This window comes from Sphingomonas sp. IC-56, assembly GCF_021043375.1.
Taxonomy (GTDB): Bacteria; Pseudomonadota; Alphaproteobacteria; order Sphingomonadales; family Sphingomonadaceae; genus Sphingomonas.
Genome location: NZ_JAJNDV010000002.1, coordinates 315,080 through 339,577 on the forward strand (window position 1 = coordinate 315,080; position 24,498 = coordinate 339,577).

Sequence of the window (24,498 nt, forward strand, 5' to 3'; positions counted from 1 at the left end):
GCGCCGTCGGCGAGCGCATTTAACTCCTGCGTCGCCAACTTTCAGGAAGGGTCGATACGTCGAGCTGGATTGCCGAACATGGTGGCGTTCGCAGCTACGCTGCGAAGCACCACGCTGCCCAGACCGATCTTCGCCCAGTCACCGACTTTCTTGCCCGGATAGACCATGCTTCCGGCTCCCATCAGCACGCCCTCGCCCAATTTCACGTTTCCATTGACGCTTACTGCGCCAAGTAGCGACGAGTAGCTTCCGACGACGGCGTCGTGGCCGATGCCGGAGCTCGAATTGACCAGGACGTGCTCACCGATTTCACAATCGGTCGAGATGCGGCATTGTGGACAGATTATGGTGCCCGCACCGATCCTCGGCGCCAAGCCCACCGCAGCGGTGTCGTGGATGAAGGTCTCCGCCTGCCAGCCTCGCGCCGCCATCGCGATCGCGACCCGTTTCTTCGTGGCCGGGTCCGCCACTGCGATGACGAAGCGCGGTGCAGGCCCCTCCCAGGTATCGGGCGTGACGACAGGAATGCCGTGCAGAACCGAGCCGACATCGTCGCCTTCCGAAATCCAGGCGGCAACCTGGAAGCGCGCGCGAGTCTCGGGGCCGCATCCCGCAATCCAGCCCAGCAGTTCGCGTGCGAACCCGCCCGCGCCAAAAATCACGAAAGGAGTCATGCGGAAATATTCGCGGACCGCCCACCATCGACCACCATTGGGTGCCCGGTGATCCAGCGCGCCTGATCCGACAGCAAAAAGCGGACGGCGTTGATCACGTCCTCAGGAAGTCCCACCCCGAGCGGGTAGTCGCGCGTCAGGCGTTGATGCATGTCAGGGTCTGCGAACATCGCCTCTGTCATGGGTGTGCGAACCCCGCCGGGCAGCACCGAATTGACGCGAACTTCGGGTGCCAACTCGACCGCGAGCGCCCGCATCAGCCCGTCAAGCGCCGCCTTGCTCGCGCAATAAGCGGTAAAGCCCTTGGCGCCAAACTGGCTCGCGATCGTGGAGATGAAGACGATACTCTTCAGCGCCTTGTGGTTGACGTTCTTGCGCGTGAGCAAGCGCGTGATTTCCATTGCGGACAGTATGTTGATGTTCATGACCTGCTGGGCATCCTCGGGCTTGATGGCGCGCAGGGGGAGCACGTTCAACATCGCGGCGCAGTGTACGAAATACCCGACTCTAGCGCCGTTCTGGGCCAAGAGCGGCGGCAACTCCGCTTCCAGCCCTGCAAGATCCGAAAGATCGCGCACCCAGCACAAATGCCGGTCGGGAGACTGGCATGCCTGACGCGTGGCTTCCAGGCGCTCACCGTCGCGGCCGTGCAGGATCAGACTATACTCGCCCGAGAGAGCGATCGCCATTTCTCTCCCAATACCCGAGGAGCTCCCCGTTATCAGCAGATAAGGCTCGGCGGCCCGTTCCGACATTCCCATCTCCGTGTTCATCGGGCCAAATAGCCGCCGTCGACAACCATGACCGACCCGGTGATCCAGCGCCCCGTGTCAGCCATCAGAAAGGCTACTGCGTTGGCGACATCCTCAGGCCGCCCAAAGCCGAGGGGGTGGAGATCCTCAACCGCCTTACGCGCTTCCTCGTCCCACAGCTTTTCGGTCTCCTCGAAAAGCGGCGTGCGCACGAAACCGGGTGCGATCGAATTGACTCGTATCTGCCGCGGCGCCAGTTCGAGCGACAAGGAGCGCGCCATGCCGTCGAGCGCCGCCTTGCTCATCGAATAGGCGATCGCGCCCACAGACCCGGCGAGCCCCATCACGCTCGAGATGAATACGATCGAACCATGCTCGCCCGCATATACCTTCTTGCTCGACATCGTCTTGCCGAGCATCAGCGCGGCCTCGGTGTTGACCGCGAAGATCTTGCGCCAGCCTTCGATCTGCAGCGTTCGCACAGGCACGATCGCCTGAATTCCGGCGCAGTGGACAACCCCGTGCAGGCGGCCGCTGGATTCAACGCAGCGCCCTACCAGATCCGGAATCGCTTCGATGGCCGACAAGTCCGCTCCGTGCGGTATCGTCGGCTCACCTGCGCCGAGCTCCGCGCAGACCGCCGCGAGGCCGGGTTCGTCGCGGTCGACCAGCGACAGCCGGGCACCGAGGCGGTGCAGCAATATCGCCACGCTCCGCCCGATGCCCGAACTTGCGCCGGTCACGAGTATGTGGCGCCCGCGCAGGTCCATGGGGTTCACGTGGGCGTCCACTGCTACTTACGCCGCCTTCTTGGCGACGATGATTGCATGAAGATCGCCCACCGTCTTCGCGGGCTTCAACTCCTGAGCGGTCACGTTCACACCGAACTGCGCATCGGCCATCGCGATCACCGACAACGTCGCCAGCGAGTCCCAGCTTTCGAAGCTGTTCAGTTCGTCTGCAGCGTCGACGGAGTCTTCCTCCAGGATCTCGGCCATTTCAGTCAGGAACTCTTCCATCTTCAAGCTTCCTCTTCAAATTCAATGACCTCGCAGAACCGCAGCGGCCCCAGGTCCATCAACATCGCCCCCCAGGTCAGGCCTGCGCCGAAGCCCGAGAGGCAAACCCGCATCGTGTCGCTGCAAAGCCGCTCGGCATAGTTGAAGGCGGCGACCAGCGGAATCGTCACGCCGCTGGAGTTCCCGAAATTCTCGACGACATTGCTCGGCATCTTGTCATGGGGGATGCCCAGCTTGTCGGCCAGCTTGTGCAGCATGAACCTGTTGGGCTGGTGACAAAGAAAAGCGTCGACGTCCTCGACCGACGTTGCGGTCGCGTCGAGCAGCCCGCCGATCAGCACCGGCACTTCCGTCATGACGAAATTGAAGACCGCCGAACCGTCCATCTTCAGATTGTCGAGCGACCTGAAATTGCCTTCCGCGTCCTCGATCATCTCCGCGGTGCCCGCGTCGGACGGCTGGCGGAACCCGCCGGCAGGAATGATCAGCGCTTCCCGGCGGCCGCCATCCATCTTGATGCTCGCTTCGATCGGCTTCGCATCCGACTGCCGCTCAACGACGGTGACTGCCGCCGCATCTCCGATGAGCGGATAGCTGTTCCGGTCGCGCGGCGAGACCTTGCGGCTCAGCACGTCCACGTTCACCAGCACCACCTTGCGGATCGACGGCTGGTCGAGCAGCATGAAGCTCTGCATCAGGCCGATCAGAAATCCGGCGCACCCTTGGTTGACGTCGAGGCAGAAGACGTCGTCGTGCAGGCCCAGCCGCCCGTGGATGACCTTGGACGTTCCCGGCATCAGGTAATCGGGAGATTGCGTGACGACGATCAGCGCGTCGATCTCTTCGCGTGCCAGGCTGCCGCGGTCGAACAGATGCTCGATCCCCGCCACCGCCAGATCGGACGAACATGCCGGGCCTGCGACGATCCGGTGACGATCATACCCCATCACCTCCGCGAGCTTCAGCGAGCGCGCAGGCGAGAAATTGAAGCTGGCCATCTCGTCGACGAACTTGCGCTCGTTCGCGGGCACGACGGCCACCATGCCGGTGATCGCCTTGCCGCTGAAAGAAAGCCTCACGGCGTGACCCCGTTCCGGACCAGCAACGCCTCGATCGCGGGCACATTGGCGAAATTGGCCGGCACGATGTCCATCCCGTCGATCGACACCCCGTAGGTCTGATCGATCTCCGATACCAGCGTCACCAGATCGAACGAGTCGAGCAGGCCGTCTTCAAAAAAGTCGTCCGACGCGCTGAAATCGAATTCCGGGCGGATTTGGGTCAAGATGCCCAGGACTTTACTCACGTCTAGCGTTCCCTTCGTTGGATCATGACCTGGTCCAGAAGACCATCCGGCGAGAAGCCATAGTGCCGGTAGATGGCGATAGAACGATCATTGTCCCCGACTACCCACAGCACCAGACGCCGCGCTCGAGCACAACGTTCGAAGAAGCCGGCCAACAGCCGCCGGCCCACTCCTTCGCCACGGGCAGTGTCATCGACGTGCCAGAAGCGCAAGTGTCCGGTGACTCCCTTGAGCGCGAACATCAGCATGCCGAGTATTGCACCCTCGCGCCGCACGAGCAGCAGATGCCCGGCGGCAGCCTCTTGGCGCAACTCATCCACCGTCGGAATTTGCTCCACCAAGGGATCGAGCAGGCGCTCAAGGAAGGCGTGCGTCTCCGCCGCATCGGCCGCCGTGGCGACCAGGACGTCGCCGCCTGGACAGGGCTCCCCCGCGTTCGCCCGGCTCATGCGCTGAAGAAAGCCGTATGCTTCGAATCCCGATCCGGCATAGGTAGCACGGACTGCCTCCAGGCCGTCCGCATTGCCGACCAGATCCGTCACATAGCCACTCGGCGGCAGCACGCGCAATGCGGCACCCAGCGCCGCCTGGCTTTCCGCGACGTGATATACGCGCTCGAAGTCGCGGTCGGCCCGCAGCAGCAGGACGGCGCCCTCCGCTATCAGCATACGCGACCCGCCTTGCGCGCACCAACGCTCCACCTCGGCAGGAGACGCGTAGAGGTTGCTCGTATAGCCCGAAGGATCGCGTCGAACCGCGCTGATCGCTCGCTGGACGCGATCCCAGGACTCGACACTCTCCACTCAGTGGGCTTCGGCCAGACGCTGCACGAGCCCGTTGCGGTCGATCTTGCCGTTGGGGTTCATCGGCAAGCGGTCCATCGAGTGATAGGCGGTCGGCAGCATGTATTTCGGGAAAACGGCCGATAGCGCCTGACGGATGGTCGCGGCCGGCACATCGGCACCTGAAGGCTCGAAGAACAGGGTAATCGCTTTTTTCGGGTGATCGTACACGACGCAGGCGTTCGCTATGCCTTCGATGCCGAGCACCTGGTGCTCGATTTCCGGCAATTCGATGCGATAGCCCATGTGCTTGATCTGGAAGTCCTTGCGCCCGGTCAGGAAGATCTGGCCATTCTCTCTGCGAGTCGCAAGGTCGCCGGTGCGATAGATCAGCTCGGGGTAGCGTGTGTTGAGTGGGTTCTGCACGAACGCGCGGGCAGTCTTCTCCGGATCGTTCCAGTACCCCATCGCCAGCGACGAGCCGCGCACGCACAGCTCGCCCTGCTCACCAGGCTGGCAGGCCGCGTTCGCTTCGTTGAGGATCAAAATGTCGGAGTTGCGGCAGGGATAGCCGATCGGCAGTGGCTCGTCGTCCGCCAGATCGCCTTCCACGATGTAATACGTGCAATCGACGTGGATTTCGATGGGTCCGTACAAATTGACGAACTGTGCCTGCGGCAAGGCGCGGCGCCACATGTTCAGGTGGCGCGTCGGAAACACCTCGCCGGCGAAGAAGATGCGGCGCATATCCGGCAGGGCGATCCGGTCGAGCAGGCCCAGATTCGCGATGTTCACCATGATCGACGGAACCCAAAACAGGAAGCTGATCCGCGCCTGAGCCAGAAACTCCATCAGCTTGGCGGGAAAGATCGCCAGATTTTCCGGCACGATCACCAGCGTTGCGCCTTTGGCCAGACACACGTTCAGCTCAAGCGTGTAGATGTCGAAGTAGAAGGGCGACAGGCTCCCGATCACCGTGTTGCTGTCGAACTCGAAAGTGTCGAATACCCAGTCCATGAAGTCGATGGTGCCGCGATGGCTGAGCACCACGCCTTTGGGTGTGCCAGTGGACCCGGACGTGTTGATGATGCACACCGGGTCGGTGTCGATCACCTGCTCAACTCGCTTCTTCAGGGCCGCAGCGTCCACGGCAACATCGTTCTCCCACAAGTCGTCGATGAACACGATCCGGTCCGAAGGGAAGCCCGAGGCCACGACTTCGGCTTCGCGGCTGCGCGACGTCACCACCAGCGCCGGCCCGATATTGTCGAGGATGTTCTTGAGCCGCTGGGGCGGCGACTTCACATCCAGATTGACGTAGAAGTTCGCGCTATGAAGGATGCCAAGATCCGCCATGACAACTTCCGCCGATTTGGGAAGGTACACCGCGATCGGCTGGTTCAACACGTCGGCGCGCGCAATGATCAGCGCGGCAAAGCGCTGCGCATTGCTTTGCAGCTCCGAGAAGGTGACCCGCTTGTCACCGTCGATCACCGCCACTTTGTCCGGGTGCTGGCGCGCCGCACCGTTTTCAAAGTATGCAAGCATATTCAACTGCATCGCGTGCTCCGTGGACAGGAAGGTCTCGATCGCCGACGTCGCGGGTGCCGTCGGAAGGCGCGCTCCACTAGCGGATCGCCCGTGACGTTGGAAGGCTCATTGCGGCGCCGTCCGCGCAGCGCCTCTGTTCGAGGGCCCGATCCGCAGCTAGCCGGTCGATGATGGTGCGCGCCACCTTGGCCCACGTGAAATTCGCCTCCACGAACGCGCGGCCACCTCTTCCCATGCGCCCCAAGCGGTCCGGATCGCTCATCGCCGCGACAATGGCGTCGCCCAGGATCGTCGGATCGGCGTCCTGCACGAGGAAGCCGAGCCGTCCGCCGTCCGTCAGCTGGCGCATGGCGTTGCGGTCGAGCGCAAGCACGGGCGTTTCGCACATCATCGCCTCCAGGTAGACCAATCCCCACGGCTCCGCAGGAGCGGGAGCGGCATAGAGGGCTGCACCGCGGACCAGGTCGACGAAATGGGGCGTTCCCGACTGATGGAACTCAATCGCCGGATTGGCACGGATCGTCGGCAAGTGCCGCGCTAACTTGGGATCGGCCGCGTCGCCGATGATGACCAGCTTGAGATCCGGCCGCTGTCGCAACGCATGCTCGAATGCGGGCAGCAGCAACTCTCCGCCTTTGATGTCGAAGCTGTGCCGGCCGATATAGAGCAGATGCCCGGCGGCATAATCCTTCACTTGGCCGTCCAGCATGACGGGCTGCCCTAGGCCGGTGCCGATCGTCGTCACCTTTTCTTGCGGAAGCCCGTACTCCTGAAGCCAATCCTCCCGTACATAGTCCGAGATCGTGAAGATGCCGTCGATCTCGGCGGCGATCTGCCTCTCGGCGGCGAGCACCTCCCGCTTGTACCGCGTGCCAGCCTGTTGCGCGAGCACGCCCTTCGTGAGCAGAAGATGCAGGTTGTAGTCCGTGACCAGATAATGACGCTGGCCTGGCCGGGACGTTATCAGCGGCAGGTGGCTCGACCCAAAATGCAGCACCGTCTGCGCTGCCGCTGCCGACGCCGCCGCGCTTGCCGCGCGTCGCAAGTATTGGCGCCATGGCCCCACTCGCTCCAGTTGGCGCGAGCCCAAGCCCAGTAGCCGCCCGGCCGCTTCGTGGGCGAGGCGCCGTGGCTTGCTGAGGGAGATCGCATGGTCCGTTACAGAGACATCGGCAGCCTCCAGCGCGCTGACGATGTTCGCAGTGGTTCCGGACCACGTCGCTTTGGCCCGTGCCGGTCCGACGGACGAGATCACTGCCACCGTGTCAGTTCCGTCCACCACTCACCTCTTCGTCCACCCAAGCCGGAGCCGTCCTAGCCAAACAACTCTCAAAGGCAAGCTGAGGACAGGATGCCATGGAGCCGGAAAGCCTCGTGGAGGCAGGCGCCGTCTGCCACAGCATCCTGGCGGGTTGACTGAGCCCGCCGCGCGGCTAAGCACGCTCCCAGTATAGCGCTCCGCTGTGTAGCACGTGTCAGGCAGGTCAAGTTTACAATGAATGCGAACTCAACACGCGATGGTCGGCCAGTTGGCGCCGTGGTGCTTACATCGATCGCTGCGCCGAACGCAGTCATGCGAAAGATCGCCGAGGATTGCACCCGCTTGGAGATGCCGTTTTTCGTAATTGGCGATACCAAGTCGCCTTCGGATTTCGCGCTTTCAGGCTGTGAGTTTCTGAGCGTCGACGATCAGTTGAAGTCAGGGCTACAGTTTGCGGCCATATGCCCGACCAGACACTATGCCAGAAAGAACATAGGCTACCTTCTGGCGATCTCACGCGGAGTCGATTACATCGTCGAGACTGACGACGACAATTTTCCAAGCGAAGAATTTTACGTGCCGCTTCCTAGCCGGATGCAGGCCCACGCGGTATCCGGCGCCGGATGGGTAAACGTTTACCGTTACTACACGGATGCCATGATCTGGCCGCGCGGCTTGCCGCTCAACAAGATCCAAGGCGACTTACCCGATCTGTCGTCCATGGAGGTCGACGTTCCCATTCAACAGGGACTTGCCAACGACAATCCGGACGTCGACGCTATCTATCGCCTGGTGCTGCCGCTGCCGTTTCAGTTTGAGCGTGAGCGCCGCGTTGCGCTGGCAGACGGAGCCTGGTGCCCCTTCAATAGCCAGAACACGATCCATTATCGGAAGGCCTTTCCGCTCCTCTACCTTCCCGCTTATTGCAGCTTCAGGATGACCGACATCTGGCGCAGCTTCGTGGCGCAACGGATCGGCTGGGCCAATGGCTGGTCGATACTGTTCCGCGAGGCCACCGTTGTGCAGGAACGCAACGACCACGATCTGATGCGCGATTTCGAGGACGAGATCAGCGGCTATTTGGGCAACGACAAGATTCGCGCTGCTCTGGAAGCCGTGGAAGTTCAGGCGGGTGAGGAGCACATCCCCGATGCCATGCGCGCTTGCTACCGCGCCCTTGTCAACGGGGGCTTCGTCGGCGCCGAAGAACTGCCTCTGCTCGACGCCTGGCTCGCAGATCTGTCCGCTTCTACAAATGGGATTTCGAGCGCTTCTTGAGCGTACCGGCCGCAGGGCCGACCTTGAACCAGCCTTGTTGGCCGCCCCTCAGTCGCGAGGCGCATTTTGAACAGGATGTTTATGTCGACCGACCGCCGCAAAGTCGCGCTAATCACCGGCGTGACTGGCCAGGATGGCGCCTATCTCGCCGAGCTCTTGCTGGCAGAGGGTTATGAGGTGCACGGCCTCAAGCGGCGATCGTCTTCCTTCAACACCGGACGCATCGAGCACATTTATCAGGACCCCCACGAAAAGGGCGCGCGCTTTCATCTGCATTATGGGGATCTGACAGATTCCACCAATCTCATTCGCCTGGTGCAGCAGACAAGGCCCACCGAGATTTACAACCTGGCCGCGCAGAGCCACGTCCAGGTAAGTTTCGAGACGCCAGAATATACCGCCAACGCGGATGGTATCGGCACGCTTCGGCTCCTTGAAGCGATGCGCATCCTGGGCCTGGAGAAGGAAACCCGCTTTTATCAGGCTTCGACATCCGAGCTGTACGGCCTCGTTCAGGAAGTTCCGCAGCGGGAGACGACCCCCTTCTATCCCCGCTCGCCTTATGCTGCGGCGAAGATGTATGCTTATTGGATCGTCGTGAACTATCGTGAAGCCTATGGCATTCACGCTTCCAACGGAATCCTGTTCAATCATGAGAGCCCATTGCGGGGCGAGACCTTTGTCACGCGAAAGATTTCACGCGCGGCGGCTGCGATCAGCCTGGGCCGTCAGGATAAGCTTTGGCTCGGTAACTTGAACGCTCAGCGCGATTGGGGTCACGCACGCGAATATGTACGCGGGATGTGGCTAATGCTGCAGCAGGATCAGCCCGACGATTACGTTCTTGCAACCGGCGAGACGACTACGGTCCGCACCTTTGTCGAGTGGGCGTTCGCCGACGCGGGGATGCATCTCCGCTGGGAAGGCGAGGACATCGATGAAAAGGGGTATTGCAGCGAAACCGGCCGGTGCCTCGTGGAAGTGGACCCACGCTATTTCCGCCCCACCGAAGTGGATTTGCTGATCGGCGATCCCACCAAGGCACATGAGAAGCTTGGCTGGCGGCACGAAACCTCGGTACGCGATCTCGCACGCGAAATGGTGCGAGAGGATCTCGTGCTAATGCGCGACGCGCCGATTTCCAAAGGAGCGTGAAGCCCATGGCGGAGCAGCAGAACGCCGAAACGCTGGCCGGGCGCCGAGTCTTCGTTGCTGGGCACCGGGGCATGGTCGGCTCAGCGATCGTACGCCGGCTCGCGACGGAGCGATGCGAGATCTTGACCGCAAGCCGAGCGGAAATGGACTTGCGTGATCAGTCGGCGACCCGCGCCTGGTTCGAAGCGCAGCGACCGGACGTCGTCCTCCTGGCGGCAGCCAAGGTCGGCGGCATCCTTGCGAACGACAGCTACCCAGCCGCGTTTCTCTACGACAATCTGATGATCGAAGCGAACACGATCGAGGCCGCGCATCGCAGCAACGTGAACCGTTTGCTGTTCCTCGGATCGTCTTGCATCTACCCGAAGTTCGCGCCGCAACCAATTCCTGAATCCGCGTTGCTGACGGGCCCGCTGGAACCTACAAACGAGTGGTACGCGGTAGCAAAGATAGCCGGCATCAAACTGGCCCAGGCGTACCGCCGCGAACATGGGCGCGACTACATCTCTGCGATGCCCACCAATCTTTACGGGCCCGGTGACAATTACGACTTGCTCGGTAGTCATGTCCTACCAGCCCTCATCCACAAGGCGCATCTGGCGAAAACGGAGCACCAGTCCTCGCTCACCTTATGGGGCAGCGGGTCGCCGCGGCGCGAGTTTCTCCACGTGGATGACTTGGCCGACGCATGTGTCTTCCTCCTCGCTCGCTACTCCGGCGAGGAGCATGTGAATGTTGGCTCGGGCGTAGATCTGACCATCTTGGAGCTTGCACGCCTCGTTTGCCAGGTGGTGGGGTTCGATGGCGAGATCGTTTGCGACACAAGCAAGCCCGATGGCACGCCGCGAAAGCTGATGGACAGCAGCAAGCTGGAAGGACTGGGCTGGACGTCGACGATTCCGCTTCGCGAGGGTATCGAGTCCGCGTACGGCGATTTCCTCGCTCGTCACAAGGCGGGGTGAGAATGCGCGCCGCGGCCGCGGTAGCTCAAATGCCACCGATGACTGCCCGATGCCCCGTTCACACGGCAGCAAACCTCGTGTGCGCACAGGATAGGGGCATGGCAACATCTGCTTCTTGGTGATAGTCGCAATGTTGTCCAAGCGCAGGCAGTCAGCCCGCCGACCCGCAACCGCTTCGTACCAATCCGGTGAACAATGGTCCTGAACAGCCAATCTATCATCCAGGCCGGGAGCCGACGTTGGTTGGCCACAAAGCCCCAGCTGGCAATCGGTATTGCGATTTCCTGCCTGGTGCCCTTCGTGGCGTTCATCGGGCTGCTAAACAACGGAAAAGTCGCTGACATTCAGTTGGCGACTTTGGCCAGCAGCCTTGTTGCCGTGCTGGTCGGGTATGCTGCATTCCGCAGGCTGAACCTGTTTCCCGGCTCATATTCGGGGTACATGCTGATGAGCATGTCCGCGAGCTTCGCGTTGGTGGCTCTGCTGATGTTCATGTTCCGGTTTGATTACAGCAGGCCGCAACTTTTCACCGCCTATATCCTGGCAGCCGTCTTTTTCACCGCCGCTCAGGTTGCCATATCCGAGCATAAAATACTGAGGCTGGGAATCGTGCCAGGAGGGCGTGGAGACGACCCGCCCGCAGTTCGAAACGTACAGTGGATTCGGCTTGAGAGCCCGTCTGAGCCGCTCCCGGACTTGGGAGGCGTCGTCGTCGACCTTCGTGCGGAACTCTCCGATGAGTGGGAAAGTGCCGTCGCTTCGTTTGCCCTGCAGGGACTGCCTGTATACCACGCACCTGACGCGTTCTCCCAGCTCACCGGGCTCTCGCCGATCGAGCATCTTTCGGAAAATACGTTGGGATCGCTGAATCCCAACGATCTGTATCTTCGGTTCAAATCGCTCGTGGATCGCGTGCTGGCGGCTGTGCTGGTGCTGGTACTGATGCCGGTACTCTTGGCGATCGCTCTCGTGATAGTCCTCGATTCACGCGGCGGTGCGATCTTCCGTCAGCGTCGGGTGGGCTTCCGTGGCGAGGTCTTCATGATCTGGAAGTTTCGCACCATGCATGTGGCGCAAGAGGCACCAGCACTGACCGAGGCGCACCGGGTTGCCATGACCATGGACAACGACCCCCGGATCACACGTGTAGGCCGAGTGCTGCGGCGCTATCGGATCGACGAGCTGCCCCAGATCGTCAACATCCTGGCCGGCGACATGAGCTTCATCGGCCCTCGGCCCGAGGCCGAGGCGCTCTCCTCCTGGTACAGCCAGGAAATCCCTTTCTACCACTATCGTCACATCCTAAAGCCGGGGCTGACGGGATGGGCGCAGGTAAGCCAAGGTCACGTGGCCGAGCTGGCCGACGTACGCTCGAAAGTCTATCTGGACTTCTTCTACATCCGCTATTTCTCTTTTTGGCTCGACGTTTTGATCTTGCTGAGGACGGTGGCGATAATCTCGACGGGCTTCGGTGCTAAGTAGATGATGGATAGAGTGATCCCATCGGTTCGCCGCCGATACGGCGCCGTCGTGATCGTGGTTACGGTCGCGGCGCTCTTCTTCACCGCGCGCGGAGCCTTCATCTCGAGCTTCGCTGCGAGCCGGCCTGATACGATCGCCCGCTTGGCTCCATCGAACATGCCGGCGCTACGGGCACAATATCGTAGGGAAATGCAGGCTGGGGTCATGAAGTCTGCCAAGCAGGCGATCTTTGCCGAGCGGGCTCGGCTATCGCTGTTGCGCAATCCGTTGTCCGTAACGGGGCTGTCCATTCTTGCGCTGCAGGCGGATGCGAGCGGCGCAGGACTGGAGCACGCGCGCCTGCTCATGAGCGCCGCCGAACGCATTTCCCGGCGCGATCTTCTTATGCAGCTCTGGCTGATCGAAGATCGGGTGCGGCAGGAAGATGTCGCAGGAGCGCTGCGTCATTATGACCGGGCACTTTCCATCTACCCCGAGGCGGAGCCGCTGCTGTTCCCGATCCTGGCAGGGGCGGTGGATACGCCGGACATCCGCAAAGGCTTGTTCGGCTATGTGAAGGTGCGACGTCCTTGGGTTCGTTCCTTCCTCGACTTTGCGACAGGTCACGCACCGCCAGCCGCGCTCGCCGAACTCTTGATCGAGGTCGATGGAGGCGACAGGCCGTCCAGCTTTACGAGGCCATTCGAGGCCGGCCTCTTGCGAAACGCCGTCGCGGCGCAGCAGTTCGAGTCCGCCCGAGTTCTGGCGCGCCGTCTGGCAAAAGGCATGCCACGCGAATGGCAGGAGCTTGTGCCTTCGCAGGCATCGAGCGCACCGGACCTCCAACCCCTCACCTGGGCAACGAGCGAAGATCCTGCATTCCAGCTTCAACTCGACGCCAGCGGTGCGGTGCTCGACATAGGGCCGGAAGGACAAGGGATCGCGATCTACCGCGTGATCTTCCCCAAGCCGGGAACATACCGTCTTGTTCAGCAAATGAGTGCGACGGACAGCGAAGGGCTGCAGGGCCGCTGGGATTTCACCTGCTTCGGCAACACGGCGTCCAACATCGCTTCGCTGCCGGCGCTTCCGGCTACTGCCACCTCGTCCCAAATTACCATACCGGCGGGGTGTGCTGCGGTGCGGCTGGCCCTGGTCGTCGGCGGCATAGACCGCGCTTCGGCAAGCGAGATTTCTTTCCAGCGGCTCGCACTGGTCCCGCAGGTGTCGAGGGCTCCCGCCCCCGCTGGCTTGTGACGGCTGGCACGATGCCGCTGCGCTTGCTGGTCGACTGCCATACGTTCGACATCGGACCGCAAGGAACAACCACGTTCCTGGCGGGCGTGTTGAACGCCCTCCCCGCGGCAGCGAAATCGAAGGGGATCGCCGTTGAACTAATCTGCGCGGCGCATACACGCGCGGCGGTCGAGCGATTCGTGGAAGTGCCTCATCGATATGCTGCGATGCGGGGAGGCTTTGTTAGGCGCAATGCGCTCAGCCTGCCGAGGATCTGTCGCGAAACCGGGGCCGATTGGGTAATCAGCCAGTATGTCCGACCGTTCCGCTCCAAGGCGCGGACTGCGTCCGTGATTCACGACGTGCTTTTCCTCGACTTTCCCCACCTGTTCGGCTGGCGCTACCGAGCACTGCGGCGTGCGCTGTTCGGCTGGGCGGCCAGTCACAGCGATGCGGTCCTTACCGTTTCGGAATATTCCAGAAGACGCATCGCGGCGCATTTTCAGCAGCCGGCCGAGGTCATCGACATCGTGATCAACGCAGTGGGCACGCGCTTCACCGACGGGAGCGAACAGCCCGCTGCCCTGCGGCAAGATGGTCCCGTTCGCTTGCTCATGGTCTCCCGTCTGGAGCGGCGTAAGCGTCAGGACTGGTGCATCCGGGCTGCCGTTCAACTGTCAGAGCAGGGCGTGGAGGTGGTTCTGGATCTGGTGGGACACGGAGCCGACAGCTACGCCGACGAAGTCCGCACGCTAGCGCGAGCCCATCCCGACGTCATCCACCTGCACGAATCAGTCGATGACGCTGCCCTCGTGGCGATGTACAAACAAGCCGACCTGTTCCTGTTCCCTTCCGAGTGCGAGGGCTTTGGCATTCCGGTCATCGAAGCTGCCGCACTTGGATTGCCCTGCGTTGTCGCCGAAAATACCGCCCTTAGCGAACTTCGTCCCGTGTTCGTAGGACCGGATTTCACCGGGAATTCGGTAGACACATTCGTGGAAGCCGTGCGGGCCGCCGTAGAGGATATCGCGGAATTGCGGCAGCGAGCCCAGGCGGTGCGGGGACGGGTGCCAGCGATTTACAATTGGGAAGCGGCGGCCGGCCAACTGCTCACCAGCCTGGCGAAAAGAGGAGGGGCGCAATGACGGCATTGTCGATCGTGACGGTCAGCCATCGGTCGCATAGGCATCTTCCGGCATATGTAGAAAGCTTCCTCACCGCGCACGCCAGAACCGCGCCGGACTCGATCGAATTCGTGCTTGTGGAGAATTCCGGCGCGTCCGACATCGATCGATTGCTCGATCCCCTGCGCGCGGCTGGCTTTGGTGTCACCTTCGTCGAGACCGGGAACAACGGCTTCGGAGCAGGTTGCAATGCCGGCGCCGCGGAAGCAAAGGGCGACACTCTGATCTTCGCGAACCCCGACATCGTCTTTGTCGACCGGATCGACGCCATAGCTGCCGATCAGGACGGCACGATGTGGGGAACTGTCGCGCAGTGCGACACCTCGGGTCTTATATATGGGTTCGACGTGCTACCGGAATACAAGACCGTTATCGGCGAATTCCGGCGCGCTTATCGCCGGTTCACGCCGATACCCGCGGGCTGGGAGCGTCGCGTGTATCCGGTCGGCTCCTTCCTCATCGTAGCATCGTCGCTCTTCCGTCAGGCAGGCGGCTTCGACGAGCGCTTCTTCATGTATCATGAGGAAGCCGAGCTTGCCCGCCGCCTCCACCAAATCGCACCGCCACCCACTTATTTCGGGGACATCCGCGTGTCGCATGAAGCCTTCGGCTCGGCGCAGGGGCGCGACGCGGTGTTGCGGCACGAAACCCGTGGGCTCTTGACCTATGCCGACGTCACCGGCAAACGCCGCGTGTTGGCGACCCGCTTCCTGACGCAGTTGCTGTTATCCGCGGTTTCGAGCACCGCGCGACGGCGTTTACGGTTCTTGATCGGAGCCCTAGTCGGGGAATAGAACGGCATGGCCGCTGGAATTAAGCGCCGAGTTTTGGTTCTTGCCTACAGCATTTCACCCGTGAGGGGATCTGAATATGCGGTTGGGTGGAACTACGTGAAGAACATGTCGCGTGAGCATGAGCTCTTCGTACTATACGGTCTCGCCGGCGACCATATGGGCGACTTGGAAGAGATGAAGGATGTTGACGGGTCGACCTTCGTCAATCCGGTGATGTTCGTACCGATCGAACCAACTTTCCTCGCCAAATGTGCAAACTACCTCAATCGCATTGGATGGCTACCCTATAGCTTTTACTTCGCATACCGGCATTGGCACCGCGAAGCTTTCAAGGTCGCGAAACGACTATCTGCGACACATGAGATAGACGTGGTACATTACCTTTGCCCGATCGGCTTTCGCGAGCCCGGCTACCTATGGAAGCTCGATAAACCTTACATTTGGGGCCCGATAGGCGGCATTGCCTCTCGCCCCACGCGGCCTTTTTTTGGCTTAAGCTGGAAAACGGGCGCCCAGACGCTTGTACGCAATTTTGTAAATCGGGCACAGTTCCGCTTCAGTTGGCGTGTTCGACGTGCGCTTCGCAGGGCGGACGTATTGCTTGCGGCCACGTCAGAAAATGCAGACGCTATACAACGTGTGCATGGGCTGCCAGCAATCGTGATTCCCGAAAATGGCATCATCGATGCCCCCTTTTCTGGTGGAGACAACAGGTCAGACGCGGAGCGCATTGTAGGTCCGGGTGAGCCTCCTTCGGTGCTTCACGACGAAGTGGCGGGAAAACCAATTCACCTCATATGGGTTGGCAGTGTCGAAACGCGCAAAGCGCTCACAATCCTGCTGCGCGCACTTGCGGAACTAAAAGATAGCGTTCGCTGGACTCTGGATGTGGTTGGTTCAGGTCCCTTAATCGGACATGCGCAAGAAGAAGCTGTTAGCCTAGGAGTGGATCGCTACATCGCCTGGCACGGTCGCTTGTCACGCGAAGAAGCGGTGAATCGGTTCCAGTCGGCGGATCTGCATGTTGTGACCAGCCTAGCGGAAGGGCACCCGACCACGATTTGGGAAGCTATGAGCTATGGCGTGCCTACCATCGCTTTTGACCTTTGCGGGATGCGGGACAGCCTGGCGGAAGGGCGAGGGGTTAAGCTGCCGGTCGGTGACCTTCCGGAAATGATCGACAATCTCGCAGGCGCTTTAACCCAGCTGGCAACGGACCGTGCGTCCCTTTGGCGCTTAAGGGTCGCCACACAGGGCGCTGCTACACATTTCTCCTGGAGTTCCCGAGTGCGGTTCTGGGGTGATATGTACGAGGCTGCGATCCGCCATCGCAAGAAGGTGCGTTGATGGAGCCGGCATTTGCCCGCCGCACCGTTCCCGAGCTTCTAAGCTTGGTAATTATGGTGTCTCGCGCCGCCTTGTACTTCCTCATTCGAGGCCGTCTGCCACGGCGCATTGCGATGGATCGAGGCGCTCGGATCCGAGGGATCGAGAACCTAAAGCTAGATGGCTGGGCAAAGATCGGTGCGTATGCACTAGTGGACGCGCGATACACCGTCGAACTCCGATTAGGACGCAACTTTTCCCTTGGAGATTTTTCGATCCTTCGATGCTCGGGTGCCGCCAGCTTCCTGTGCCCCGGCGTGACGATCGCGGACAATGTTTCTTTCGGCCCCTTCTGCAACATCGGTGGAGGCTATGGCTTGATGATCGGCGCAAATAACCTGTTCGGGCCCTATGTCTCAATCCATCCGGAGACGCATGTAGTGGATGACCTCAGCCTGCCTATCCGCCGTCAGGGCATCACGGGTCAGGGCATAAGAATTGGCGCTGACAATTGGTTCGGCGCCAAAAGCACGGTGCTGGACGGTTCAGCCCTGGGTTCGCAAAATATCGTTGCGGCGGGCGCCTTGTTGGTCAACGCTCAATACGGGTCGCGGACTATCCTGGGCGGCCTTCCTGCACGAAAACTGGCTGAACGTTGATGGCAAGCTTGATTGGTTCAAACCAACCTCTTCAACGTAAGGGCCTAATAACACCCGCCCGTGTACTCTTTTTCACGCTTTGCGCGACACTTCTCCCAGCGGAACCATTCAGTGCTCTCGCTGCGGGGCTCTACTTTTTGTATGCCCTGCAAAGCTCACCACAAGCTAATGCTCGAGCGGCCAATCTGTACCTTCCGTTTGTCTTGATGGCCGCCTATGCGTTGCTGGTAGCGGGAGATAACGAGAAGTATCTGGCAGCGAAAGATGCTTGGTATGCTTTCAAATTGTGTATTTGCCTGGGATTAGGGTATCTTTTAGGCTATAGTACCGATAGCAGCATGCCTGTTCTGAAAGGTATAGTACTTTTCTCTACTCTGTCGGCAGCTCTTGTTGTCGGTGTATTCTTCATATTTGGGATAACGCCGTTGGCGCCGGGACAGGCGGACGCTTCAGTCTTCCGCTTACCTCTGGTGAGCGTTGCAGCACTTCCAGTCCTGCTTGAGCAGCTCAAAGGTACAAGTGGTTCGCGTCGAGCCTCTACGGGGGGCCAGCTCTGCCTTCTTCTCGTAGCCATTCTGGTGAGTGACTCTCGCGTAACCATTTTGTCGGCTTTAGCGATGGTGCTCGCATGGCTCGGGTATCTTGCGAACACTCGTAAGGCGATCGTCGGAGTACTGGTCTTCGGCGCGTTCATTGCTGCAATCTGGCAAGTGCTGCCCGAATATAACGGAGGGCCATTGACGCTCGCCGTTAAACTGCGCCGATCTCTCGACGAAGTGCTATTGACGGATGGCTTTGATCCTACGCAGATGTTGCTCAACTGGCGTGGCTTTGAGGCTTACAACGCGCAGTTGATGTTCGATAATGCGAGCCTCGGACGCAAGCTGTTCGGCCACGGTCTGGGAGCAGCCGTCGACCTCGGAACGACGATCGACATCGGCGGCGACGAACCGTTTCGCTTTCTCCCGATCCTGCACAATGGATTCTACAACGTATTAATCAAGTACGGTATCGTGGGGGTCGGTATCTACACCGTCGCGGTCCTACGCCTGGCCTTGATGGGAATGGCCGTTGATGGGCGTGGACTCCTGGAGGATCGCATTCTCCGGGGTCTGATTATCGTTGTGCTCCTGAGCACAGCCGTCATCACCGGGCTTTACAATAAGAGTGTGCTGCATGGTGTCGAACTGATCATCGCTTGGGCGATCGGTCTTCTGTCCCGCTACAAAGAGACGATGCGGACGTTGCCTGCGCCTTCTGGCGTTTCGGACATTCCGCGGAGCGCGTGAACTCATGATTTCTGACACCAGTCGCCGCAGCAGGCCACGCATTGCGGTCGTCGGCACCGTAGGCATTCCGGCAAACTATGGCGGGTTCGAGACGCTGGTCGAGAACTTGACACTTCACGCCGCGAAGCACGGTCTGCCCTGCGACGTCGAAGTGTATTGCACCGCCACCGCATATCCCTCCCGCCCGGAGCGTCATAACGGCGCTCGGCTGCTCTACCTGCCGATCAAAGCGAACGGCGTATGGAGCGTGCCGTACGACATATTGTCGCTGCTGTGGGCGTCGTGGCGGCGAAGCGATGCAATTCTTGTACTAGGCGTCTCGGGCGCCATCGCGCTGCCGATCGTCAAGCTCCTATCGCGCGCCAAGCTGGTCGTGAACATCGACGGGCTCGAATGGAAGCGGGCGAAATGGGCACCCGCGCCAGCCGCATTCCTGCGCTGGTGCGAAAAAGTCGCTGTCCGGTTTGGGGACGTGATCGTCGCCGACAATCAAGGCATCGTAGATCATGTGTCGCAGAGCTACGGTCGCGACGCGGTCGATATCGCCTATGGCGGCGACCACGCGTCTGCAGCAAGCACCTTACCGGCTGCGGACATGCTGGGCGGTGACTATGCGCTGATGCTGTGCAGAATAGAGCCGGAAAACAACGTCGAGATGATCCTCGAGGCGTTTGCCGATGTGCCCGGGCGCCGCTTAGTCGCCGTGGGCAATTGGAGCAACTCCGAGCACGGAAGGCAATTGCACAAGCGGTTCGGCAACACGCCCAACATCACCTTGTCTGATCCCATATACGAAGCTGGCGCGTTGTATCGCGTCCGCTCCTGCTGCTCACAATATATTCATGGCCACTCCGCGGGTGGCACCAACCCTTCGTTGGTCGAGATGATGAGTCTTGGAACGCCAGTATTAGCTTTCGACTGTGTCTACAATAGATACACGACAGAAGGGAAAGCTGCGTATTTCACCGACAAGAAGGGGCTCGCGCAGCTATTGGGGGAACCGGTCCGAAGTGCGTGCGGGGCCGAGATGGCCGAGATCGCGATGCGCCGTTACACCTGGGATGAGATCGGTCGCCGGTACTTCGAACTCCTCCTCGACTGATCACCGACTCTCGACCGGATTACTCGACGGAAGGCACCCTGCAGACCATGGGTCGCAAGCATGAACCCAGGACCTGACGGCTCAACTGCCGCCACGCCGCAAGCACGCAACACGCCCCCTGCGATGGTTGCGAGAAGAGATGCCTGGTTCCCTCTGGCGCTCTAGGTCTGAGCGGAGAACGGCTCCGCACCGGCTTGCGCAAGAGCGGCCCGGCGGCGAAGGCATCGTCGAGCTGACGGTCTGATCATGACAGAAGGCCGGGCCGTTAGCCGCGACCGAACCGAGAAATGCCCGGCTGCGGGAAGGCAGCCGGGCAAATCCCCTTATTTCCCGCCGTATGTATCCCCGTAGCCATAGCCATAGCCATAGCCAGCATGTTTGGCGTGCAGCTTGGTGAGGACGACCCCAAATATGTTCGCGTGAACCGACCGAAGACGATCCAGCGCCGACTTGATGCCACGTACTGCTACACCCTCCGCCTCGACCACGTAGATGCAGCCTTCGACCGCTCGCGCGACGAGCGGGGCATCGGCGAGCCCTAGGACCGGAGGTGAATCGATCACGACGTGGTCGTATTCCTGCACGAGGCGATTAACTAGCATCTCCAGGCGATCGGAACTCAGCAACTCCGCAGCATTGGGCGGCGGAGGACCGGCCGACAGCAGTGCCGGCATGTTCGCGGCCCCCGGCGCAATAAGGGAGTCGAGAGCGTCATCCCCGGCGAGGAAGTTGGTCAGCCCCCGCGTGTTCGTAGCCCCCATCATCTCATGGCCTGACGGACTGCGAATGTCGGCGTCGATGAGCAGAACGCGCTTGCCCGTCCGGGCCAACACAGTGGCGAGCGCATAACTGGTCGTACTCTTGCCTTCGGACGCGCGGGTGCTCGTGACCATGAATGACCGCGGGACGCCATGGTCCGTCGAGAAGGCGAGATTGGACCGGATGCTGAGATATGCCTCGAAGATGGCCGACTTGGTGTCCGCAAGGGCTGCAACGCCCTTTTCGTCTGCATCCGCCGGGACGCTTCCGAGAAGTGGGGCCTGCAGAAGCCGGTTCACTTGGCTCGGGTCGCGCAGGCCTTCGTCGATCTGCTCCAGACCAAGCGCCGCCAAGCCCGCCAAACCGATCCCAGCGAGCAAGGCTATCGCCAGGTTCAGCGGAAGGTTCGGCGAGGACGGCGCGTTCGGCGCCTCAGCCACGTCGACGATAGCAAGGTTGTTGGCAGACACGCCCGAAACGCCGATCTCCTTGTATCGTTGCAGCAACGCATCGTACAATTCGCGGTTCGTGTCGGCATCGCGCTGATAGATGTTGTATTGGATGGTGTCGCGCTGCTGCGTGTCAAACTGCGCGCGCAACGCCGCTACCCGCTGACGCAGGTCCTGTTCGCGCTTGAGAGCCGCGCGATACTCACTTTGTCGGCTGCCCTGGCTGGTAGATGCCGCGCGGCCTTCCTCCCGAGCGATGTTGCTGCTTAGGACCTTGATCTGCTCTGCCAGCGCACGGGCCGCCGGATATCCCGGCTCGAACTGCGTCAGCAGCTTCGCGTATTCCGACTGAAGCTCAGCGCGGCGCTGGCGCAGCGCAGACACTGCCGGACTCGCCTGCAAAGCGCCTAGATCCACGCTGCCGGCCGTGCTGGCGCGGCTCTCTGCGATCACGCGGTCGGCTACGGCCTGACTCAAAGCGGTATTCAGCGCTTCCAAGTCGACAAGCGCGAGCGTCCGTGCGCTCCCGGTCTTCCCATCTCCGTCACGCCCTTGGCTTAGGGCAACAATATTCTTGTTTGAAGCGTAGCTTACGAGCGCACGCTCAGACGCTTCCAGTTTCGTGCGAAGATCCGAAAGCCTGCCCTCCAGAAAGCGCCGGGCATCTGCAGTGGATCCGAAACGCCGGTCAATGCTGGCAGCGATATACTCGCGCGCCCAAGCGTTGGCGATCTGCGCGGTGAGTTCGGGATTCTGGCTGGTATAACTGACATCGACCAGTGCCGAGCCCCGAACGGGGTCGACGTTGACATGATTGAGTAGCAGGCCAACGGCCATCTTCTCCCGCTCATCGAGTTCTTTGCGCTTATTGGCTGCGCCGCTGGGCGAGCTTACCAAACGGGACGGCTTGATCCCGTGCGCTGCAAAGAAGGCATCGTTCGCGGAGAGGCGAAGGCGCCGCGCGACCCGCTCGGCAAGCGATCGGGCTTTTAGCAGCGAATACTGCGTTTGGTAGAATTCAAGGTCTCGCCCCGATTCCGGCGACTCCAATCCGTCGACTTTCGCGATGTTCTTCTGATCTCGGCTGATCTGGATTCGTGTCGAGGCTGTATATTCCGGGGTTATCAGAAGCGTAATCACGAGCCCGGCCACAACCGCCGCCGCGATGATGCCGGCGATGAGCCACTTCCAGCGTGTTACAATGTGCCAGTACTGCAAAAGTATAGGAGGCCCGAGTCGCGATGCTGGCTGCGAAGAGACTTCGAACGATGCAAGCTGGGGAGGAGTCAGATGCTGTTGATACATGCTGCTAAGTTCCCCAGATCAGTTCTGTAATGCGACAATGAGAGGCCCTGACAAAATCGGAGCAGCCTGCAAGAATGTGCTGAATAGACGACGGCCTGGCGAATCGCCGACCACGATCACGTCGTTCGCGAAGATCTCCGGATCGCTATAGGCACCGCGTCTGATCGCCTTCAGATTGTAGAGTGCGGCGTACCGCTGTCCCTGCACCGTCCGGAACACAACCACGTCGTCGAGCTTCGCAAACTGCGCAGTTCCCTTCGCCGTCGCAATCGCGCGCATCAACGTCATGCGCCCCACAACGGGAAAGAGGCCAGGATCGCGCACCTCACCGTCGACTGTCACCATCTGGCTAACGGTCTCCTTGAGGTTCACCGTTACCTGCGGATCGCGGACATAGGAGCCCCGCAGCCGCTCCTTGATCATCTCTTGAACTTCCGATGGCGTCTGCCCTGCCACTTCAAGAGTTCCGACGAGGGGGAAGGACAAGCGGCCGCTCGCGTCGGTCTGCACTTCACGCTGGCTCAGTTCTGGTATGCCAAAGACGTCGATGGTCAGCTTGTCGAACGGTCCGATCAGATAGGGGCGATCTCCGCTTACCAGATCCGCACGCCCAGGCTCGGGCAAAGCCGCGCTATCGACAACCTTTACCGCTTCGGAGCCGCCCAGTGGTCGCGATGCGCAACCGATCAGCGCCACGCATAAGACTAAGGACGCTGTTCTGAACACCACGCTACGCTTCAGAATGCTCATTACTGCTCCGCACTGTCAGACCGGTCGTCCGGCCGCTTCGCACCCCCGCGTACCTCCGCCTCCACAGCCGCAGCCCATAGCGACGCGATGACGAGTACGGATGACAAAATGGGTGTTCTGATCGGATAGTCGGTGATGCTGCCCAGCACAAGTAGGATGATCACGGCAACGCCGCACTGCGCGACGCGGGCGTGCCGTCCGCGCATCAAGGCCTGGCGCCCGTAATTCAGGACCATGATGAAGCCGGCGGCGAGCAACAGCATGCCGGGCAATCCGGCGGTCAGGAGAATTTCCAGGAACTCATTATGCGCGCGATTGAGGTAAGTGGGTCGCAGAATCTGGTCGGGTTCGGCCAACTGGAACACTGGCGCAAAAGAGCCTGCACCAGATCCCACAGGGAAATAGTCGCCACTCTGCTTCCAAATGAGCGGCCATACCTTCAGGCGCAGTTCCTGTGTGGCGCTTGCCTGCATCAACCTGTCAAATGACACGCCCTTGTACGTCACGCTTGCGATCACGATCGCACTTACGAGCAGGACGGCTGCCACGATGAGGCCACGCCGAAGCGCCCCGCCTTCTTTCCGCCGTTCCCTTAAGCGCCTTGCGGTGCTCGTCACATAGAGGAGCCCGCCAAAGAGGATCCCGAGCAACGCCGCAAAGAGGCCGATGCGCGACCCGCCCCCAAGGATGAGCGGAAACAGGAACAAGCCTAGCGCCAGCGATCCTAGACGTTTTGCCCGAGCTACCCCGCCATCTCTCGACGGTCCGGCGGCGAATGCTCCCAACATCGGGTACAGCAACGCCAGGAAAACCGCCTGATGGTTTCGATTTGCGAACGCACCGGTCGCAACATCGGGATTGGATACGCGATAAGTATAAAAAACGCTGTCGAGGCCTCCGGCAAACTGCAAAACCGCCCAGCAACCACTTATGGCGCCAAGAACGAGGAGCACCGGCACAAGTTGTCGCAACCGATCTTGACTTAGGCGAATGCCTAACAAGAAAACCGCCACTGGAACGGCTAAGCCATAAAGGACGTTTGCCGCGCCTTCGGGCACTAGGCTTATCGGGCGCCAAACCTCCCCGAAGCCTAGCAATCGATCTTGTTGCGCTACGAGTTCCCGCCCGGGAAGCGCGTGCCATAGCGCAGGGGGAAGCGGCACCATATGAAGTACCACAAGGACCAGGATCGCGCCCAGCAGTGCCGCGAGACCGCGATATCGCCGAAGATGCTCTGCGCGCAAACCCCAAAGTGCGACGCCACAGCATAGTACCGCGGCGGGCAGCAAAACGACGAGCGACTGCACATCTTCACGAGAGCTGCCGCCAGTCACCAGGACGAGGAGCAGGAACGTCACGAGGACGGCGAATGGCACCGCCTCTCGATCCAGGCCTAGCCGCTCTACAAGCCTCTTCCACCGGTGTGCGCCCGATCGGCTGCGTC

23 protein-coding genes are annotated in these 24,498 nt (G+C 60.9%); 11 read left to right on the forward strand and 12 right to left on the reverse strand.

All coding sequences use genetic code 11. From position 1 onward, the window contains the following. Positions 1–41: 41 nt before the first annotated feature. The 9 genes from LQ953_RS04615 to LQ953_RS16320 form a co-directional block, all read right to left on the reverse strand. The gene (locus LQ953_RS04615) at positions 42–674 is read right to left on the reverse strand and encodes a NeuD/PglB/VioB family sugar acetyltransferase (protein WP_231029491.1); all 633 of its coding nucleotides are present in this window, start codon (positions 672–674) and stop codon (positions 42–44) included. Beyond that, positions 671–1,429, reverse strand: coding sequence for an SDR family NAD(P)-dependent oxidoreductase (locus LQ953_RS04620; RefSeq protein WP_231029492.1), 759 nt, complete (start codon positions 1,427–1,429; stop codon positions 671–673). The genes LQ953_RS04615 and LQ953_RS04620 overlap by 4 nt, the downstream gene beginning before the upstream one ends. 14 nt (positions 1,430–1,443) lie before the next feature. Further along, positions 1,444–2,196: an SDR family NAD(P)-dependent oxidoreductase gene (locus LQ953_RS04625; protein ID WP_231029558.1), complete on the reverse strand. Its 753-nt coding sequence runs from the start codon at positions 2,194–2,196 to the stop codon at positions 1,444–1,446. A gap of 27 nt (positions 2,197–2,223) precedes the next feature. Beyond that, positions 2,224–2,445: a phosphopantetheine-binding protein gene (locus LQ953_RS04630; RefSeq protein WP_231029493.1), complete on the reverse strand. Its 222-nt coding sequence runs from the start codon at positions 2,443–2,445 to the stop codon at positions 2,224–2,226. 2 nt (positions 2,446–2,447) lie between these two features. After that, a complete protein-coding gene (locus tag LQ953_RS04635; protein ID WP_231029494.1) occupies positions 2,448–3,524 on the reverse strand; it encodes a 3-oxoacyl-ACP synthase III family protein in 1,077 nt (358 codons plus the stop codon). Continuing rightward, the gene (locus tag LQ953_RS04640) at positions 3,521–3,751 is read right to left on the reverse strand and encodes an acyl carrier protein (protein ID WP_231029495.1); all 231 of its coding nucleotides are present in this window, start codon (positions 3,749–3,751) and stop codon (positions 3,521–3,523) included. The genes LQ953_RS04635 and LQ953_RS04640 overlap by 4 nt, the downstream gene beginning before the upstream one ends. A gap of 2 nt (positions 3,752–3,753) precedes the next feature. Beyond that, a complete protein-coding gene (locus LQ953_RS04645) occupies positions 3,754–4,419 on the reverse strand; it encodes a GNAT family N-acetyltransferase (RefSeq protein ID WP_231029496.1) in 666 nt (221 codons plus the stop codon). Between the two features lie 135 nt (positions 4,420–4,554). After that, positions 4,555–6,093: an amino acid adenylation domain-containing protein gene (locus LQ953_RS04650; protein ID WP_231029497.1), complete on the reverse strand. Its 1,539-nt coding sequence runs from the start codon at positions 6,091–6,093 to the stop codon at positions 4,555–4,557. Between the two features lie 67 nt (positions 6,094–6,160). Then, a complete protein-coding gene (locus tag LQ953_RS16320) occupies positions 6,161–7,345 on the reverse strand; it encodes a glycosyltransferase family 4 protein (RefSeq protein ID WP_231029498.1) in 1,185 nt (394 codons plus the stop codon). Between the two features lie 312 nt (positions 7,346–7,657). Between LQ953_RS16320 and LQ953_RS04660 the strand changes: the two genes are divergently transcribed. From LQ953_RS04660 to LQ953_RS04710, 11 genes are all read left to right on the forward strand, one after another. Further along, the gene (locus LQ953_RS04660) at positions 7,658–8,623 is read left to right on the forward strand and encodes an STELLO glycosyltransferase family protein (protein WP_231029499.1); all 966 of its coding nucleotides are present in this window, start codon (positions 7,658–7,660) and stop codon (positions 8,621–8,623) included. A 75-nt stretch (positions 8,624–8,698) separates the two neighbouring features. Then, a complete protein-coding gene (gmd, locus tag LQ953_RS04665) occupies positions 8,699–9,778 on the forward strand; it encodes a GDP-mannose 4,6-dehydratase (RefSeq protein ID WP_443026543.1) in 1,080 nt (359 codons plus the stop codon). A gap of 5 nt (positions 9,779–9,783) precedes the next feature. After that, positions 9,784–10,740 (forward strand): GDP-L-fucose synthase, encoded by a 957-nt coding sequence (fcl, locus tag LQ953_RS04670; protein ID WP_231029501.1) that lies wholly within the window; start codon positions 9,784–9,786, stop codon positions 10,738–10,740. Positions 10,741–10,935: 195 nt separating this feature from the next. Beyond that, positions 10,936–12,222 (forward strand): sugar transferase, encoded by a 1,287-nt coding sequence (locus tag LQ953_RS04675; protein ID WP_231029502.1) that lies wholly within the window; start codon positions 10,936–10,938, stop codon positions 12,220–12,222. A gap of 48 nt (positions 12,223–12,270) precedes the next feature. Then, positions 12,271–13,458 (forward strand): hypothetical protein, encoded by a 1,188-nt coding sequence (locus tag LQ953_RS04680; protein WP_231029503.1) that lies wholly within the window; start codon positions 12,271–12,273, stop codon positions 13,456–13,458. A gap of 11 nt (positions 13,459–13,469) precedes the next feature. Then, the gene (locus LQ953_RS04685) at positions 13,470–14,582 is read left to right on the forward strand and encodes a glycosyltransferase family 4 protein (RefSeq protein WP_231029504.1); all 1,113 of its coding nucleotides are present in this window, start codon (positions 13,470–13,472) and stop codon (positions 14,580–14,582) included. Beyond that, on the forward strand, positions 14,579–15,415 hold the full coding sequence (locus tag LQ953_RS04690; RefSeq protein ID WP_231029505.1) for a glycosyltransferase: 837 nt from the start codon (positions 14,579–14,581) through the stop codon (positions 15,413–15,415). The genes LQ953_RS04685 and LQ953_RS04690 overlap by 4 nt, the downstream gene beginning before the upstream one ends. Before the next feature lie 6 nt (positions 15,416–15,421). Continuing rightward, the gene (locus LQ953_RS04695; protein WP_231029506.1) at positions 15,422–16,762 is read left to right on the forward strand and encodes a glycosyltransferase family 4 protein; all 1,341 of its coding nucleotides are present in this window, start codon (positions 15,422–15,424) and stop codon (positions 16,760–16,762) included. Next, positions 16,762–17,400 carry an acyltransferase gene (locus LQ953_RS04700; protein WP_231029507.1) on the forward strand — a complete coding sequence of 213 codons (639 nt, stop codon included), beginning with the start codon at positions 16,762–16,764 and terminating at the stop codon, positions 17,398–17,400. The genes LQ953_RS04695 and LQ953_RS04700 overlap by 1 nt, the downstream gene beginning before the upstream one ends. Further along, on the forward strand, positions 17,400–18,689 hold the full coding sequence (locus tag LQ953_RS04705) for a hypothetical protein (protein WP_231029508.1): 1,290 nt from the start codon (positions 17,400–17,402) through the stop codon (positions 18,687–18,689). Before LQ953_RS04700 ends, LQ953_RS04705 begins: the two co-directional genes overlap by 1 nt. A 4-nt stretch (positions 18,690–18,693) precedes the next feature. Then, positions 18,694–19,791, forward strand: a complete 1,098-nt coding sequence (locus LQ953_RS04710; protein WP_231029509.1) for a DUF1972 domain-containing protein — start codon at positions 18,694–18,696, stop codon at positions 19,789–19,791. Positions 19,792–20,114: 323 nt separating this feature from the next. Here LQ953_RS04710 and LQ953_RS04715 read toward each other — a convergent pair whose 3' ends face one another. Genes LQ953_RS04715 through LQ953_RS04725 form a run of 3 tightly spaced genes read right to left on the reverse strand, consistent with a single transcriptional unit; the run spans position 20,115 to position 24,412 of the window. Next, positions 20,115–22,304 carry a GumC family protein gene (locus LQ953_RS04715; protein ID WP_231029510.1) on the reverse strand — a complete coding sequence of 730 codons (2,190 nt, stop codon included), beginning with the start codon at positions 22,302–22,304 and terminating at the stop codon, positions 20,115–20,117. A gap of 18 nt (positions 22,305–22,322) precedes the next feature. Continuing rightward, positions 22,323–23,054, reverse strand: coding sequence for a polysaccharide biosynthesis/export family protein (locus LQ953_RS04720; protein WP_231029511.1), 732 nt, complete (start codon positions 23,052–23,054; stop codon positions 22,323–22,325). Next, positions 23,054–24,412 (reverse strand): O-antigen ligase family protein, encoded by a 1,359-nt coding sequence (locus LQ953_RS04725; protein ID WP_231029512.1) that lies wholly within the window; start codon positions 24,410–24,412, stop codon positions 23,054–23,056. The genes LQ953_RS04720 and LQ953_RS04725 overlap by 1 nt, the downstream gene beginning before the upstream one ends. Between the last annotated feature and the right edge of the window lie 86 nt (positions 24,413–24,498).

Bases quoted from the DNA above. Each gene is read 5' to 3' on its own strand.
- fcl (WP_231029501.1), top strand. From the start codon at position 9,784: ATGGCGGAGCAGCAGAACGCCGAAACGCTGGCCGGGCGCCGAGTCTTC.
- LQ953_RS04715 (WP_231029510.1), bottom strand. From the start codon at position 22,304: ATGTATCAACAGCATCTGACTCCTCCCCAGCTTGCATCGTTCGAAGTC.
- LQ953_RS04625 (WP_231029558.1), bottom strand. From the start codon at position 2,196: ATGGACCTGCGCGGGCGCCACATACTCGTGACCGGCGCAAGTTCGGGC.
- LQ953_RS04705 (WP_231029508.1), top strand. From the start codon at position 17,400: ATGGCAAGCTTGATTGGTTCAAACCAACCTCTTCAACGTAAGGGCCTA.
- LQ953_RS04710 (WP_231029509.1), top strand. From the start codon at position 18,694: ATGATTTCTGACACCAGTCGCCGCAGCAGGCCACGCATTGCGGTCGTC.
- LQ953_RS04620 (WP_231029492.1), bottom strand. From the start codon at position 1,429: ATGTCGGAACGGGCCGCCGAGCCTTATCTGCTGATAACGGGGAGCTCC.
- LQ953_RS04690 (WP_231029505.1), top strand. From the start codon at position 14,579: ATGACGGCATTGTCGATCGTGACGGTCAGCCATCGGTCGCATAGGCAT.
- LQ953_RS04685 (WP_231029504.1), top strand. From the start codon at position 13,470: ATGCCGCTGCGCTTGCTGGTCGACTGCCATACGTTCGACATCGGACCG.
- LQ953_RS04695 (WP_231029506.1), top strand. From the start codon at position 15,422: ATGGCCGCTGGAATTAAGCGCCGAGTTTTGGTTCTTGCCTACAGCATT.
- LQ953_RS04720 (WP_231029511.1), bottom strand. From the start codon at position 23,054: ATGAGCATTCTGAAGCGTAGCGTGGTGTTCAGAACAGCGTCCTTAGTC.
- LQ953_RS04660 (WP_231029499.1), top strand. From the start codon at position 7,658: ATGCGAAAGATCGCCGAGGATTGCACCCGCTTGGAGATGCCGTTTTTC.
- LQ953_RS04650 (WP_231029497.1), bottom strand. From the start codon at position 6,093: ATGCAGTTGAATATGCTTGCATACTTTGAAAACGGTGCGGCGCGCCAG.
- gmd (WP_443026543.1), top strand. From the start codon at position 8,699: ATGTTTATGTCGACCGACCGCCGCAAAGTCGCGCTAATCACCGGCGTG.
- LQ953_RS04675 (WP_231029502.1), top strand. From the start codon at position 10,936: ATGGTCCTGAACAGCCAATCTATCATCCAGGCCGGGAGCCGACGTTGG.
- LQ953_RS04630 (WP_231029493.1), bottom strand. From the start codon at position 2,445: ATGGAAGAGTTCCTGACTGAAATGGCCGAGATCCTGGAGGAAGACTCC.
- LQ953_RS04615 (WP_231029491.1), bottom strand. From the start codon at position 674: ATGACTCCTTTCGTGATTTTTGGCGCGGGCGGGTTCGCACGCGAACTG.
- LQ953_RS04645 (WP_231029496.1), bottom strand. From the start codon at position 4,419: ATGCTGATAGCGGAGGGCGCCGTCCTGCTGCTGCGGGCCGACCGCGAC.
- LQ953_RS04700 (WP_231029507.1), top strand. From the start codon at position 16,762: ATGGAGCCGGCATTTGCCCGCCGCACCGTTCCCGAGCTTCTAAGCTTG.